The sequence below is a fragment of the Chromobacterium sp. Panama genome (assembly GCF_003052555.1).
GTDB lineage: Bacteria > Pseudomonadota > Gammaproteobacteria > Burkholderiales > Chromobacteriaceae > Chromobacterium.
This window is the reverse complement of the sequence record NZ_QARX01000001.1, coordinates 4,524,195-4,537,816: the sequence shown is the minus strand read 5'-3', so window position 1 is coordinate 4,537,816 and position 13,622 is coordinate 4,524,195. Positions and strand designations below refer to the sequence as shown.

Sequence of the window (13,622 nt, the reverse complement as noted above, 5' to 3'; positions counted from 1 at the left end):
AAAGCGGAATGTACGAGTGGTACATGAGCATTTTGAGGGCGTTTTCAACGCCGTATCGCCGACGCGCAGCAGATCGTTAACAGGTTCTCAACGGTTTTCGCTCTTGCTCGCGTGACGTTGAACAAGCGCTAAGCCGGGCGCGAGTTGACTTGACGATATGCTATCAAAAATGATTTTCATTTCTATTTGAGGGTTTCGCACTTTGCTTCGGAATACATAGTGAAGTGAAACAATCTCCTCACGTAGAAAGGAATCTGGATGTTGAGTCAGAAACGGTCGGCCTCCCCCATATCAACTACACGCCGACTCGCGCCGCAATCCGCCTTCCCCCTGAATACGCTGCGCGCCGCCACCCATCTGGCCCTGATGGTGGGCTTTGGCGGCGCCGGCCTGAGCTTGGCGCCGGCGGCGCTGGCGGCGGACAATGCGCCGGCCCAGGCCAGCAACGGCGCGCCGGAACGGCTGGCGCCGGTGGTGGTGCAAGGCCGCCGCGTCTACGCCGGCGGCCAGCTGGCCACCGATAGCCGGGTGGGCGTGCTGGGCAATCTGGACGTGATGGACACGCCGTTCAGCACCATCAGCTACACCGAGGACTATGTGGCCAACCAGCAGGCGCGCGAGATAGGCGCGCTGATCGGCGCCGCCGATCCCTCGGTTCACGTGGCCAGCAAGGGCACCATCCTCGAGAAATTCAATATCCGCGGCTTCCCCACCTCGGCCAACGACATCACCTTCAACGGCCTGATCGGCATGGCGCCCAATCTGCGCGGCTCCACCGAGATGGCGGCGCGGGTGGAAGTGCTGAAAGGGCCGTCCACCCTGCTCAACGGCATGCCGCCGGAAGGCAGCCTGGGCGGCAGCGTCAACATCGTGCCCAAGCGCGCGGGCAACACGCCGCTGACCTCGGTCACCGCGACTTATGAATCCGACAATATGCCCGGCGTGCACGTGGATGCGGGCCGGCGCTTTGGCGACAGGCAGCAGTGGGGCGTGCGCTTCAACGGCGTTTACCGTAACGGCGACACCGCGGTGGACAAGCAGAAACAGGGCATGAACCTGGCCTCGCTGGGCCTGGACTGGCGCGGCGAGCGCGCCCGCGTCTCGCTGGACCTCTACCGGCAGCGCGAGAAGATGGACGGCATCAATTACTTCGGCATCTTCTCCATCGCCCCCGGCGTGACCCAAGTGCCCACGCCCAAGAAAGGCGATTACCAGTTTGCGCCGGATTGGGCCACCAATACCAACACCACCCAGGTGGCCTTGTTGCGCGGCGAATACGAGCTGAGCGAGGCGCTGACCTTGTACGGCGCGTATGGCCATCGTAAGGCGGACTTCGACGCCACCATCACGCGCGACCGCTTGCTCAATAACGCCGGCGACCTCAGCGTGAGCGCGTTCCGCCTGATGAACGAGGGCACGCAGAAATCCGGCGAGGCCGGCGTGCGCGGTCATTTCGACACCGGCAAGATTCAGCATAAGTGGTCGCTGGCGGCCACGCGCTTCACCTCGGAGCGCAGCTACCGGGATGGAATGGGTCCCACCTTCAACACCAATTACTATGCGCCGTCCTTCGGGTCCATGCCGGCGTTCCGGTATATGGGCAGGAGCGTTCAGGACAAGCTGGGCAGCATCGCCCTGGCGGATACGCTGTCCTTCATGGACGGCAAGGTGCAGTGGACGGTGGGCACGCGGCGTCAGAACGTGCAGAGCAGCAACTACGACGCCGCCGGCGCGCAAACCTCCAACTACGACCAAAGCCGTTGGTCCCCGGCCACCGCCTTGCTGGTCAAGCTTTCGGACCAGCTCTCGGTTTACGGCAACTACATCCAGGGCCTGAATCAGGGCGGCGTGGCGCCGGACACGGCCAAGAACGCCGGCGAAAGCCTGCAGCCGTATCAGACCGAGCAGTACGAACTGGGCGCCAAGCTGGATTGGGGCGGCCTCACCCATAGCCTGAGCCTGTTCCAGATCGCCCGGCCCAGCGCTTACACCAGCCCGGACAGCAATGTGTTCGGCGTGTACGGCGAACAGCGCAACCGCGGCCTGGAGTGGAGCTTCTGGGGCGAGGCCAGCCGCGGTCTGCGTCTGATGGGCGGCGCGTCCTACACCAGGGCCGAGCTGACCAAGGCGCTGGACCCGGCGCACCTGGGCAAGCAGGCCTCCGGCGTGCCCAAGGTGATGGCCAAGCTGGGCGTGGAATACGATATCGCCGCCCTGCCGGGCCTGACCGCCACCGGCAACGCCCAGTACGTGGGCGAGCGCTTCGTCCGCGACAACAACCAGCTGTCCTTGCCGTCCTACACCACGTTTGACCTGGGCGCCCGTTACACCACCAAGCTGGCCGCCAAGGAAATCACCTTGCGCGCCTCGGTGCAAAACGTCGCCAACCGCGCTTACTGGGTGGGTTCGTGGAGCGGCGGCGACGGCAGCGGCTTGTCCGGCGGCTTGGGCGCGCCGCGCACCTTCCTGCTGTCCGGCACCGTGTCGTTCTGAGCATCCGCTTCGCGGACTCTGAGCCTTGCCCTGCCGGCCATGCGGGGCGTTTGACCGACGCCGCGGCTTCCGCCGCGGCGTTGTCGCGTTTACATCACCTTGCAAATCAGCTTATGGGCGGCTTGCAACTCCTGCCGCACCGGCTCCAGCAGCGCCGCGATCTGCTCGCCGTTCAGCGTCTTGGTGTCCGGGCAGCTCAGCAGCAAGGACATCAGCGCTTGCAGGCTTTGGGTGGCGGAGTGAAAACGCAGCACGCTGCGGGTCAGGCCCTCGTCCACCTCCAGATAGCGGCGGTCCAGCTTGTGGCACAAGGCCTCCAGTTCCGGCCGACCCTGGGCGTTGGCGCGCAGCTCTTGCAACAGGTCTTGCAGTTGCAGCAGGACCGGGGTGGCTTGGGCGTTCATGGCCGCTCCTCCCCGACAGTGACAAAACGGGGATGCCGCCGGTGCAAATTAAATATATTCATTATGAGCTCCACAAAGATCTGCTCTAAGAAACGCCTGCGCGGCGCGGAGGACGCGGGCAGGCTCATGGCCGCGCTGTCGGGCGCGGCGCATGGCAGCCTGAGTGGGGAAGGAGGGAGCGTCAAGACGACAGCCGGGCCGGCCTTGGAACCTGTTCAAAGTCTGCCGCGCTTCGCGAGACGCGGCGCGGGGCGTATCGCCATCGCGGATGCCCAAGCGGGAGCGGAAAGCGCCGCGGGACACGGTTTCGCCAAAAATCTGCTCCTAAGTGCGTTGCAGCTGGGTGAGGGTGAACCGTTCGGGTAGCAGCCAGCAGGGCAGGGTGGCGCCGCTGGCCTTATTGCATTGTCGGGGACTCAATTAAAGCTCAGCTCCACGGTGGCGGCGGCATTGACCAGGCCGGGGCGGATGGCGGGGCCGCTGGCGGCGTAGCGCACCACCATGGGCAGCGCGTGCTGTTGCCTGGCCGCCAGGCTGGTGAACTCGGTGCCCAGCGTATAGGCGCCGGTTTCGCCCTGGCGCTGCAGCTCCAGCCCAATGCCCTGGGCGCTGCCAGGCCCGCCGGCAATGCTCAGCAGCGTGCCGGCGGCGCCGGGCGCGTTGGCGTCGCTCAATTTGGCGCTGACGCTGGTGCCGGGCGCGCAGTCCAGATCGATGTTGAACGGCTTATCGCCGGTGCGGCCGGCGCCGGCGAAGTCTCGGGTGCTGGCGTCGGGCAGGCGGACGGTTTGGCCGGCGTTTTTGAACGAGCAGCCTATCACCCTGATGGCGGGCTGATTGAAGGAGTAGGTGTAGAGCGGCTGTCCGTGATCGCCGCCTTTCTTGTTCTTGTAGTTGACGGCATGGCTTTCCGGATTGAGCCGCCCAGATGTCACCGGGCCGGTTGTGAGCAGTTCGATCGTGTCGGTAATGGTGACGGTATCGTTCAAGGGCATGCCGCGTAGATTGGTACGGCCATTGTTCAGACTTGTGGTGCTGAAGGTCTGAGATTTTCCGGAGTGGGTATTGCTGTTTATCCAGCGAATGCCGATGCCGGAAGTTTGGGTTTTTCTGACGCTACTAAGCGATGAGCCGCCGTTGTCGGTGTTGCCATAGGACAAAAAGGCGTACCAGTTGTGTTGGCCGTTGGCGCTGCGCTTGTCGCATTTGACCGTGGTTTTCAGCACCTGCTTGGCGATCAGGTGCCCGGCGGGCGCCAGGTATGGAATTACCAAGGGATCGGGAAGCGCTGGAGTGATGGTTGATGAAACCACTTTGCAATCGGCGTGGCTTGGGCGGCTGCAGCTTCCCAGCGTCAATAGCAAGACGAGGCAGGCCAGCAGCGGGCGGCGGGTAGGCGGCGTGTGCATTTGGGTATCCTTTTCTTTGTTTAAGAGAAGTTCTTCGAGCCTGTTCAAAGTCTCGCGAGCTAAGGCGAGGCAAGGCGAAAACAGCTGAGAAAGCGGAATGTACGCGTGGTACATGAGCATTTCGAAGCGGTTTTCAACGCCGGATCGCCGACGCGTAGCAGACATTGAACAGGCTCTTAGAGGCAGGGCAACTCTAGCCGTAGGTAATGACGCCCCGGCTTGGCGGGCGGCAGCCGGTAGCGGGCGTTGCAGCTGCCGTCGCTCCATTTCACGGCCAGCAGGCCTTGCGGCTGCGTGAGCAAGAGCAGCGTCCGGCCTTGCGGGTCCACGATGCCCAAGGGTTGGCCGGCGTCGTCCTCCACGCTGGCGCCAAACGGCGCCGCGCTGCCGTCGCGGCGGCGCAGGCTGAATTGAACGCGCCGGCCGCTGCACGCCTTGAACACGGCCTTCACCACCGCGCCGCGGCGCGGCACCACTTGCTTGACGCCGTCCTCCAGTTCCAGCCCCGCACCCAGTTTGAGGCTGTCCAGGCTCAGGCTGTTGGCGCGATAAGGCTGGGCGTCGGCGCGCACGCTGTAGCCGTTGCCGTTCAGACCGGGGGCGCCGTCCACTTGCAGCAGGGCGAAAGTGTCGCCGACGGCGCGGCTGAGGTTGACGCCGCCGCCGTGGACGACGATGGCGCCGTTGGCGCCCAGGCTGGCGGACTGATGGCCGCGGGCGGCGCTGTAGGTGGCGCTCAGCTGCGCGACATCGCCCTGATGGACGCCGCTGGCGTTCAGGCTGGTGTCGCCCTGGCTGTCGCGGCCCACGGAGACGGTGTAGCTGTCGGCCTCGCCCAATTGGCCGCTGAGGCTGGTGTGCAGGGCGTCGCGGCCAAGCTGGGCGCTGAGCTGGGGGGCGTGTCGCCCGCTGTCCAGCGGCAGGCTGAAGCCCAGCGTGATCTGGCTGTCGCCTTGGCCGCGGCCGTCGCGGCTCCGGCTGAGGCTGAGGTGGTAATGGAATTGTTTCCAACGGTGGCTGTAAGCCAGGTTGAGGCTGTGGCTGGCGCCGGGCCGGCCCCAATCATTCTGTCGGCTGAGGCTGAGATAAAGGCTGCCGCGGCGGCCTTCCCGGCCCAGCGTCTGTTGGGCGCTGAGGTCCATCCGGGCGCGCGCGCGGTGTTGGTTGGCGCGCTGGGCCAGGTCCGCCGCATGATCGTTGAAGCTGCGATAGCCGGCGGTGGAGTAGCGGTAAGCGGCCAGGGTGAGCTGGGTCTGGGTGTGGGGCAGGGCCTTGTGGTACAGCAGGCGCAGGCTTTGCCCCTGGCTGCGGCCGCCTTGGGCGCGGCTGAGGGATTGGCTCAGGTCCAGCGACAGCGCGCCCAGCGGGGTGTTGGCGCCCAGGCCCAGCTTGACGGCCTGGAAGCGCGGCGAGAGCTGGAAGCCGGCGGCCACGGTGCTGTCGTCGCTGAGGCCGTAAACCAGCGCGCCGGCGGCCAGCGCGGGACGGGCCGCTTCGCCGCCCTGGTACTGGCCCAGCGCGGCGTGGTATTTCCAGCGGCCTTGGGCTTGCATCAGCGGCAGGCTGGAGAAGGCTTGATGGCTGACGCGGCGGCTGCCGTCGGCTTCGGTCACCGTGATTTCCAGTTCGCCGTTGGAGCCGGAGGGGGCGATGTCGCTGAACTCGAAGGGGCCGGGCGGCACGTCGGCGCGGTGTAGCACATAGCCGTTCTGACGCACTTCCACCGTGGCCTGGCTCCGCGCCTGGCCGCGGATCACCGGACGGTAGCCGCGCTCGCTGTCCGGCAACATGGCCTCGTCCTGGCTCAGTTGCGCGCCGCGGATGCGCGAGCTGTCGAACAGCATGGCGTCGGTGTATTGCTCGCCCAGCGCCAGCTGGCTGCGCAGCGTGGTGATGTCGCGCTGCAGCAGGGTGCGGTTACTGCGTATTTCTGTCGCTTGGCCGGTATTCCCGTTGAGGGTGGCGTCGTTGCGCAAGCGCCAGTCGCCCAGATTGAGCCCGTTTTGCAGGCCGAGATACCATTGGCGGCTGGCGCGGCCGTGCTGGCCCCGGCGGTATTGGCCGCTGAACTGATAATTGGCGTAAGCGGCGTTGACGCCGGCGTCCCACAGCGAGGGGTCGACATAGCCGTCCGCGCGGCGCAGCAGATGGGCTTGCGGCACGGAAAGCTCAAGTTGCAGCCGGGTGGAGTCGTAGCGCGCTTGCGCGTGTTCCAGGCGTTGGGGCAGGTCCACGCAGGCCTCGTCGCCGGGGCCGGACGGCGGCAGTTTGACGCCCAGCTTGCGCAGCAGCGCGGCGTCCAGGCAGGGGCGCACTTTGCCGTCCCGTTCCTGGCGGAACAGGATGTCGCGGCGGTCGGCCAGCTGGCGGTTGAGCAGGATGTCCACGCGATAGCGGCCGGGCAGGATGTCGTTGCCGGCGCTCAGCACCGCTTTGAGGTCCGCCGCCTGTCCGTCCAGCTTCAGAAAGCGGGTGTTGAAGACGGACGCGTCCGCCGCCAGCGCCTGCGCGCAGGCGATCAGCCCGCAGGCGCAGGCCAGCGGGATCGCGGCGCTGCGGCGGGCAGGGGACGTCAGCGACTTGCTTCTCATCGCCTTGCGGTCCGGCGGCCGGCTCAGGGCTCCAGCCGGCGCGGCTGGGCGGGCGCGGCGCCTTGCAGCCGGACTTCAAAAGCCTGGCTGGCGCCAAAGTCGTTGATGATCTGGTAGCGCAAGCGCGCGTCGCTTGCGGCGTCGGCGGGCAGCGGCCATTGCTCGCCGGCGCCGGGCGCCAGCATCCGGGCGCGGCTGATCTCCTTGGATTTTCCGCCGGACAGCAGGCTCAGGCCGGTCACGGTCACGTGGTAGCGGCTGGGGTTGTCCGCTTGCAGCCAGCTGCTGCCGCGCTCGCGCCGCAGCCGCCAACGCAGGCGTTCCGGCGCTTGCAGCGCGTCGCCGTCCAGGCCCGGCGGGCGGTAGAACACCTTGACGCGCTGGCGCACCGCCAGTTGCAGCACATTGCCTTGCCCGGCGGCTTGCGGGATTTCCTGCACATTGAGCCAGAAGGCGGTTTCCCGTTGATCGGCCGCGCCGGCGCCGGCGTAGAGGATGCGCAGCAATTGCTCCTGCCCGGCCGGCAGCCGCGTCAGCGGCGGGGTGATGGCGAAGGGCAGTTCGACCTTGTCGCCGTCCAGCGCTTCCAGCCAGGACTGCACCAGGATGTCCGCGCCGTGGTTGCGCACGGTGACGGCGGCTTCCAGATGCGCGCCGTCGAAAATGACGCGGGTGCCGTTGAGACTGATGCCGGCGTTGGCGTGGGGCATGGCCAGCCAGGCCGCCAAGCCGGCGGCTTGCAGCAGGGTTTTCATGATGGAGGCCCTGAAAATAGACAACGGCGGGAAACCCGCCGCTGTGGGTGGAGGAGGTGAGGGCTTAGTCGTAGCTCAGTTCGAAGGGGAGGGCGGCGGTGACAGTGCCTGCGCTCATGCTGGCGCGCAAAGCGCTGGTGGTGACATAGACGGCGTCAAGATCAATGGTTTCCGAGGTATTGAGAGCCGCTTTGGTTCGAAAGACTCCTGTGCTCAGGTCCAGCGGAGTGCCGCCTTTATAGACGGCGATGCCCACGCCTTTAGCCCCACTGCTTGCGGTATTGGCTAAGGCTGTAGCGTTGCTCGCAAGCCTCGATCCAGGGAGTGCCGTGAATTTGGCTTCGACATTGCTCGCGCCGCTGCATTGAATCTTGATCTGAAAAGCCTGTTTCTCCAGTGGCGCTTTACCCAGATCGACGATTTTGTCCATGGTGATAGGGGACATGCTGACTGCGAGAACGGGCGCGATGGCCGTGCCGCTTCTGGTTGCGCCGGTACCATTATCTATTGTGCAGGTGGGGGCGGTGACGCTGCCGGTGAAATGGATGCTGCCCTTTTGGGTGACGGCGGCCTGAGACGCCAGCGGAAGCGCGGCGGCAAAGACGGCCGCCAGGGCCAGCAGGCTGTGTTTTTGTTTCATGGTGGTCTCCAGTGGTTGCGGCGCGCAGGTGCTTGGCCTGGGCCTTGAGTGGAGACGGCATGATAAAAACACATTCAATTCAGGTCTTTAGCCTGACTTTGAGCGTTTCTTACCTTTTCTTACCAAGCCATAACTTTTCTTGTTTGGACTTTTTGATATCGGCAAACAAGGTTTAAGCCGCTCATGGGGATTGATAAGAGTTTAAACCTGTCCTTTTGGACAGGTTTGTGAAAATGGCAATTTTCTAGGATTGTCTGCTAAGTGCCGGTTATCTAAAATGTTTTGACTCAAATTTTGTCATCTCCACCCTCATTACGCCTCAAGGCCCCCATCCGCAGACCAGGTCGAAGCCCGTCGCCATGGGGGCTTTGCATAAGGCTGGTTTGGGGGTGTTTTGATTTTGGATAGTTCGAAGGACCGCCCCATGGACCTCAGCACCCTTCGAGCTGTCGCGGGCGAAGCGGCTGGCGGCAAAGTCGGCGCGGGCCGCTTCATTGCCGCGGCGCAGCTTGCCCCACAGGTCCAGTTCCCAGGACGCGGTCAGATTGGCGTTGCGCACGTCGCTGACCAGCGGCGCGCCCGGCGTGCTTGTCGCGCTGGAAGCGCGGCCGCGTTGGTAGCCGGCGTTGGCGTTCAGCGCCGGCAGCAGCTGGGCGCGGGCGATGCCGGCCTGGGCGGCGGCTTCGTCGACGCGGGCGGAGGCGGCGGCCAGGTCCTGGTTGTGTTCCAGGGCTTGGACGATCAACTGATCCAGCACCGGATCGTTGAACTGCTTCCACCAGTCCAGGGCGATGGCCGGGTTCTGGGCTTGGGCGCTGTCCGGCAGCTCCAGTTTGGGGCGGCTGTAGTCGGGGCCGACCGCGCAAGCGGTCAGCGCCAGCGCCACCAATGAGGGAATCAGGGCGCGTTTAAGCATCGGCCTTGTCTCCTGCCTCGGCCGCGGGCTGAGGCTGTTTCGGTTTGCTGAACTTCATGATGAGCATGAAGAACATCGGGATGAAGAAGGTGGCGATGAAGGTGGCGGCCAACATGCCGCCCACCACGCCGGTGCCGATCGAGTGGCGGCTGGCGGAGCCGGCGCCGCTGGAGATGGCCAAGGGCATGCAACCCAGCACGAAGGCCAGCGAAGTCATCACGATGGGGCGGAAGCGCAGTTTGGCGGCCTCGATGGCGGCTTCGACCACGCTGAGGCCTTCTTCTTCCATTTGTTGGACGGCGAATTCCACGATCAGGATCGCGTTCTTGGCCGATAGGCCGATCAGCGTCACCAAGGCCACCTGGAAGTAGACGTCGTTGGCGAGCCCGCGCATCCAGTTGGCCATCAGCGCGCCGAACATGGCGAAAGGCACCGCCATCAGCACGCTGATAGGCAGGCTCCAGCGTTCGTACTGCGCCGCCAGGATCAGGAACACCATAATCATGCCGAAGCCGAACACCACGGCGGAAGAACCGCTGGTGGATTTCTCCTGGAAGGCGGAACCGGTCCACGCCAGGGTGTAGCCGTCGGGCAAGGTGTCCTTGGCCACGGCTTCCAGCACGTTCAACGCCTCGCCGGAGCTGAAGCCGGGCGCGGGACCGCCCACCAGCTTGGCCGCCGGGAAGATGTTGAAACGCTCCAGGCTTTCCGGACCGGTGGTGTGCTTGATGGTCACCAGCGCCGTTAGCGGGATCATATTGCCGTCCTGCGAACGCACATAGATGTTGCGCAGGTCTTCAACCCGGGTGCGGAAATCCGCCTCCGATTGCAGCTGCACGCGGAAGGTGCGGCCGAACTTGTTGAAGTCGTTGACGTACAGCGCGCCGAAGGTGCTCTGCATGGTGTCGAACACGGTGTTGACCGGCACGCCCAGAGACTTGGCCTTGGCCCGATCCAGCTTGACGTAGATCTGCGGCACGCTGGCGGAGAAGGTGGTTTGCACCCCTTTCAGTTCCGGGCGTTTGGCGGCCGCGGCCACCAGTTTCTTGGTGACTTCGCCCAGTTCCACGGAGCTGGCGCCGCCGCGGCTTTGTACATAGGCCTCGAAACCGCCGGTGTTGGACATGCCGGAGATCGGCGGCGGGTTGAAGGCCAGCACGATGCCGTCGGTGATGCCCATCATGCCCTTGGCGAAGGTGTCGCCCACCACGGCCTGAGACGACAGGTTGGGCGTTTTGCGCTCATCCCACGGTTTCAGGGTGATGAAGGACACGCCGGCGTTGGTCTTGTTGCCGCCGGTCAGGATGTCGAAGCCGGCGAAGCTCATCACGTCCTGGACCGCCGGGTTCTTGCTGGTCATCGCGTCCAGTTTGGTCATGGTGGCCGAGGTACGCTGCATCGACGCGCCGTCCGGCAGGAAGGCGGCGGCGATGATGTAGCCCTGGTCCTCGTCCGGCGCCAGGCTGGACGGGATGATGCGGAACAGGCCAACGCAGATGGCGATCAGGCCGGCGAACAGCAGGATGCCCACCGCGCTGCGCTTGATCAGGAACACCACGCCGCGGGAATAACCCTGGGTCAGGCGATCGAACCAGTTGTTGAACCAGACGAAGAAGCGGGCCGGATGCTGATGGCCTTCCTTCAACAGCAGCGCGCACAGCGCCGGGGTCAGGGTCAGGGCCACCAGGCCGGAAATCGACACCGACACCGCGATGGTGATGGCGAACTGCTTGTACATCTGGCCGGCGATGCCGCCGAGGAAGGCCACCGGGATGAACACCGAGCACAGCACCAGCACGATGGCCACCAGCGCGCCGGACACTTCATCCATCGCCTTGAAGCTGGCTTGCAGCGGCGACAGCTTTTCCTGGGTCATCAGGCGTTCGACGTTTTCCAGCACCACGATGGCGTCGTCCACCACGATGCCGATGGCCAGCACCAGGCCGAACAGCGTCAGGGTGTTGATGGTGAAGCCGAAGGCGTACATGCCGGCGAAGGTGCCGATGATGGAGACGGGCACCGCCAGGCAGGGAATCAGGGTTGCGCGCCAGTTCTGCAGGAACAGGAACACCACCAGGAATACCAGCACCATGGCTTCGGCCAGCGTGGAGTACACCTCTTTGATCGACACTTCCACGAACTTGGTGGTGTCGTAAGGGATGGCGTAGTTCAGGCCTTTGGGGAAGCTCACCGCCAGTTTCTGCATCGTCTGTTCCACGGCTTGCGCGGTGGCCAGCTGGTTGGCGCCGGGCGCCAGGAAGATGCCGATCGGGATGGTGGGCCGGCCGTTGTGCGTGCCGGTGAAGTCATAGGACAAGGCGCCCAGTTCCACGCGTGCCACGTCCTTCAGCCGCACGGCGGAGCCGTCCGGGTTGGAGCGCACGATGATGTTCTCGAACTCTTCCGGTTCGGACAGGCGGCCCTGGGTGGTCACGGTGTAGGTGAAGTCCTGCTTGCCTTTGACCGGCTCCGCGCCCACCTTGCCGGCGGCGAACTGAGCGTTCTGCTCGCGGATGGCGGCGGCCACGTCGCTGGGCGTCAGCTTGAGCTGGGCCAGGCGATCGGGCTTCAGCCAGACGCGCATCGAGTAGTCCTGGCCGGCGAAGTTGATCACGTCGCCCACGCCCGGCACCCGCTTGAGCTCGTCCACCACGTTCAACAGCGCGTAGTTGCTGATGAACAGGGTGTCGTAGGTCTTGTCCGGCGAGAACAGCGAAATCACCTGCAGGAAGGCCGAGGATTTCTTGGTCACGTTGACGCCCTGCCGGCGCACTTCTTCCGGCAGCTGCGACAACACCGACTGCACGCGGTTGTTGACGTTGATGGTGGCCTGGTCGGCGTCGGTGCCGATCTTGAAGGTCACGCTCAACGACAGCTTGCCGCTGGAGGAGCTGGTGGACTGCACATAGAGCATGTCGTCCACGCCGTTGATCGCCTGTTCCAGCGGCGAAGCGACGGTGTTGGCGATCACCTCGGCGGAGGCGCCCGGGTAGCTCGCGCTCACCGAGATCATCGGCGGCACGATTTCCGGGTACTGCTCAATGGGCAATGCCTTGAGGGCGGCCAAGCCGGCCAGCGTGATCACGATGGAGATCACGCTGGCGAAGATGGGCCGCCTGATGAAAAAGGCGGAAAACATGAATGGTTACCCCTTTGCCTTATTGTTTGGGCGCGGCGGCGGGCGCGCTGGCGTCGGCCTTGAACGGATGCGGCTTCACATCGGCGCCCGGGCGCAGCTTGATGATGTTGTCCACCACCACTTTGTCGCCGGCTTTCAGGCCGCTTTCCACCAACACGTTCAGACCCACGTCCTGGGACACGGTGATGGGACGCGGCTGCACCTTGTTGTCGGCGCCGACGACCCAGACCATCTTGCCCTGCTGCGAGGTCAGCACCGCGCGCTGCGGCACGGCGATGGCGTTGCTGCGTTGGGCGCCTTGCAGGATCACGCGCACGAACTGGCCGGGCAGAATGCTGCCGTCCGGGTTGGCGAAGGTGGCCCGCGAACGGATGGTGCCGGTGCTGGCGTCCACCAGGCTGTCGGTGAAGTTCAGCCGGCCGCTCTTGCCGTAGGTGGAGCCGTCGGTCAGCTTCAGCTGCACGTTGAAGTGGCCGTTGGAGGCCAGCTTCAATTGGCCGGAGTCCTGCATCTTGCGCAGATTCATCATGTCGCTGTCGGACATGCTGAAATTGACGTAGACCGGGTCCAGCTGGGACACCTTGGTCAGCAGGCTGCCGTCGGCGCTGGTGGACACCAGGCTGCCTTCGGAACGGGTTTCCTGGCTGGTCATGCCGGAAATCGGCGCGGTGACGCGGGCGTAGCCAAGATTGATCTTGGCCTGCTGCACCTGGGCCTGGGCGGCGGCGACGGAAGCCTTGGCGGCTTCATAAGCGCTGACCGCGTCGTCGCGGTCTTTCTGGCTGACCGCGTTCTCTTTGAACAGCGGGCTGATGCGGTCGAAGTCCTGCTTGGTGCGCACCAGCTGAGCCTGTTGCACTTGCAGATTGCCCTGGGCCTGGTCCAGCGTCGCCTTCAACGGCTCCGGATCGATCTGGAACAACAAGTCGCCCTGTTTGACCGGCTTGCCTTCGGTATAGGCGCGCTTGAGCAGAATGCCGCCCACACGGGCGCGTACTTCCACTTCTCGCGAGCCTGCCGCCTGGCCGACGAATTCGAAGGAGACCGGCACATCGCTAGGGGTGATTTCAATCACGCCTACCGGCACCGGCGGCATGGCGCCGGCGTGCTGGTCGTTTTTTTGACCGCAGGCCATCAGGCTGGCGGCCAGAGCGGTGAGCAACAGCCAGTGCCCGCCTTTCTGGGCGAAGGTGTTTCCTTGCATCTTCATGGGATGTCCTCAGGAATGTGGGGGTATGAGTGTTATAAGTAAAAGGTACTGCAATTTTTCTTTGA

The 13,622-nt window shown here is 64.6% G+C and carries 9 protein-coding genes; 1 reads left to right on the top strand and 8 read right to left on the bottom strand.

What is annotated here, in order from left to right:
• Positions 1 to 258 precede the first annotated feature (258 nt).
• Positions 259 to 2,493 (top strand): TonB-dependent siderophore receptor, encoded by a 2,235-nt coding sequence (locus tag DB032_RS20420; protein WP_107801070.1) that lies wholly within the window; start codon positions 259 to 261, stop codon positions 2,491 to 2,493.
• Between the two features lie 89 nt (positions 2,494 to 2,582).
• Here the strand turns inward: DB032_RS20420 and DB032_RS20415 are convergent, their stop codons facing one another.
• The 8 genes from DB032_RS20415 to DB032_RS20380 form a co-directional block, all read right to left on the bottom strand.
• Positions 2,583 to 2,897 (bottom strand): hypothetical protein, encoded by a 315-nt coding sequence (locus DB032_RS20415; RefSeq protein ID WP_107801069.1) that lies wholly within the window; start codon positions 2,895 to 2,897, stop codon positions 2,583 to 2,585.
• A gap of 416 nt (positions 2,898 to 3,313) precedes the next feature.
• On the bottom strand, positions 3,314 to 4,306 hold the full coding sequence (locus DB032_RS20410) for a fimbrial protein (RefSeq protein ID WP_158274380.1): 993 nt from the start codon (positions 4,304 to 4,306) through the stop codon (positions 3,314 to 3,316).
• 176 nt (positions 4,307 to 4,482) lie between these two features.
• Positions 4,483 to 6,897, bottom strand: a complete 2,415-nt coding sequence (locus DB032_RS20405; RefSeq protein ID WP_107801067.1) for a fimbria/pilus outer membrane usher protein — start codon at positions 6,895 to 6,897, stop codon at positions 4,483 to 4,485.
• A 23-nt stretch (positions 6,898 to 6,920) separates the two neighbouring features.
• On the bottom strand, positions 6,921 to 7,652 hold the full coding sequence (locus DB032_RS20400; protein WP_107801066.1) for a molecular chaperone: 732 nt from the start codon (positions 7,650 to 7,652) through the stop codon (positions 6,921 to 6,923).
• Between the two features lie 64 nt (positions 7,653 to 7,716).
• The gene (locus DB032_RS20395; protein WP_107801065.1) at positions 7,717 to 8,292 is read right to left on the bottom strand and encodes a fimbrial protein; all 576 of its coding nucleotides are present in this window, start codon (positions 8,290 to 8,292) and stop codon (positions 7,717 to 7,719) included.
• Between the two features lie 319 nt (positions 8,293 to 8,611).
• Positions 8,612 to 9,208 (bottom strand): TolC family protein, encoded by a 597-nt coding sequence (locus DB032_RS20390; RefSeq protein ID WP_107801064.1) that lies wholly within the window; start codon positions 9,206 to 9,208, stop codon positions 8,612 to 8,614.
• Positions 9,201 to 12,347 carry an efflux RND transporter permease subunit gene (locus DB032_RS20385; protein ID WP_107801063.1) on the bottom strand — a complete coding sequence of 1,049 codons (3,147 nt, stop codon included), beginning with the start codon at positions 12,345 to 12,347 and terminating at the stop codon, positions 9,201 to 9,203. The genes DB032_RS20390 and DB032_RS20385 overlap by 8 nt, the downstream gene beginning before the upstream one ends.
• A 19-nt stretch (positions 12,348 to 12,366) precedes the next feature.
• Entirely contained in the window at positions 12,367 to 13,557 is a 1,191-nt protein-coding gene (locus tag DB032_RS20380; protein ID WP_227105658.1) for an efflux RND transporter periplasmic adaptor subunit, read from the bottom strand.
• Positions 13,558 to 13,622 lie beyond the last annotated feature (65 nt).